Source organism: Frankia sp. CoWAU3 (genome assembly GCF_977971855.1).
The window spans coordinates 1-1,481 of sequence record NZ_CDWWXB010000104.1 but is presented as its reverse complement, the minus strand read 5'-3'; the positions used below and the strand labels follow the sequence as shown (position 1 = coordinate 1,481).

1 protein-coding gene is annotated in these 1,481 nt (G+C 73.4%); it reads left to right on the top strand.

All coding sequences use genetic code 11. The features are described 5' to 3' along the window. Positions 1-501: 501 nt before the first annotated feature. A complete protein-coding gene (locus tag AC08ON_RS10935; protein WP_476608528.1) occupies positions 502-1,419 on the top strand; it encodes an NADP-dependent oxidoreductase in 918 nt (305 codons plus the stop codon). The last annotated feature ends 62 nt before the right edge of the window (positions 1,420-1,481 follow it).

Below are 1,481 nucleotides of genomic sequence, written 5' to 3'. Positions count from 1 at the left end.
GAGTTAGCAGGCTTATGGGAGTCACCGGGTCGGCTGTAGGGCAGGCTCGGTGCCGGTAGCCACCGGCGGGGTCGTGGCCGTGAGCGCAAAACCGGCCCCGCCAGGTCACCCCCGCCGAGCAGGTGCGGTCCTACGAGTTACTCACCGAGCAGCGGCGGCACCGGACGTGAGTCGGCCAGGATCGCACCTGCCCAGACCTTTCTCGGCCTCCCAGGTCACCCCCGACCTTTCCCGGCCTCCCCCTGGCCTCCCCTGGCCTCCTTCGATCTTCTTCGACGTCGAACAGAACCAGAATTTGACTATCGGCCTGACCTCGGCGGTGGCCGCCGCCGTCCCGGTGCCGGCCACCGCCGGAAGGTGACGGCCCGGCCCGGTGTTGTAGGTGATCGCGGTCGGCGTTGACGCCTGCCGCGGACATCGCGGACATCGCGGAGGTCTCGACGCGGTGGGACAGCCGCGGCGGGACGGCCAGGGGAAACGGCGAAGGGAACGGTGGTTGTGGTGCCGAAGGCTTACGTCTACAACGACCACGGCGGTCCGGAGGTGGAGGCGTTCGCTGACCTCCCGATCCCGGTGGCCGGGCCGGGTCAGCTCACGATCGCGGTACGCGCCGCCGGGGTCAACCCCGTGGACTGGAAGCTGCGGGGCGGCCTGCGGCTGCCGGCAGCCCCGCCTGCCGTGTTTCCGGTCGTGCTCGGAGTGGAGGCCTCCGGCGTGGTGACGCAGGCGGGCCCGGACGTCAACGGATTCGCCGTCGGCGACGAGGTGTTCGGCAGCGCGCCGGGCGGTGGCTACGCCGAGTACACGGTGCTGACCGCCAGGGAGAGTGCGCGCAAGCCAGCCGCGGTGTCCTTCGTGGCCGCGGCGACGCTTCCGGTCGCGGCGGCGACCGCCTACGACGGCGTGCACCAGCTGGCCCTGCCGCCCGGCGCCACCCTGCTGATCATCGGTGTGGGTGGCGGCGTGGGAGTGGCCGCCGCGCAGATCGCCCGGCATGCGGGCCTGACGGTCGTCGGCACCGCGAGCGCCGGCAAGAAGGACTTCGTCGAGGCCCTCGGCGTGGCGCACGTCGAGCCGGGCCCCGATGTCGCGGACCGGGTGCGGGCCGCCGCGCCCCGGGGGGTCGACGGAATCTACGATCTCGTCGGGGGCGAGACGCTGGACGACGTCGTCGAGGTCCTCGCGGACCGGTCGAAGCTCGTCACGGCCTTGTCCGGGGCGAGCGACCGGCACGGCGGGACGACGGTCCAGCGGGCCCGGGACAGCCGCGTGCTCGACGCGGTCGCCCAGCTGGTCGTGGACGGCGCGCTGGACCCGCTCGTGACCGCGACCTTCCCGCTGGACCAGGCCCCGGCGGCGCTGCGCGCGGTGGAGAACGGCCACGGCCGCGGCAAGATCGTGATCGAGGTCGCCGCGTGACCGGGCTTGCCGTTCCCCGACAGCACGCCCCCGGCCGACACACCCCCGGCCGACACACCCCC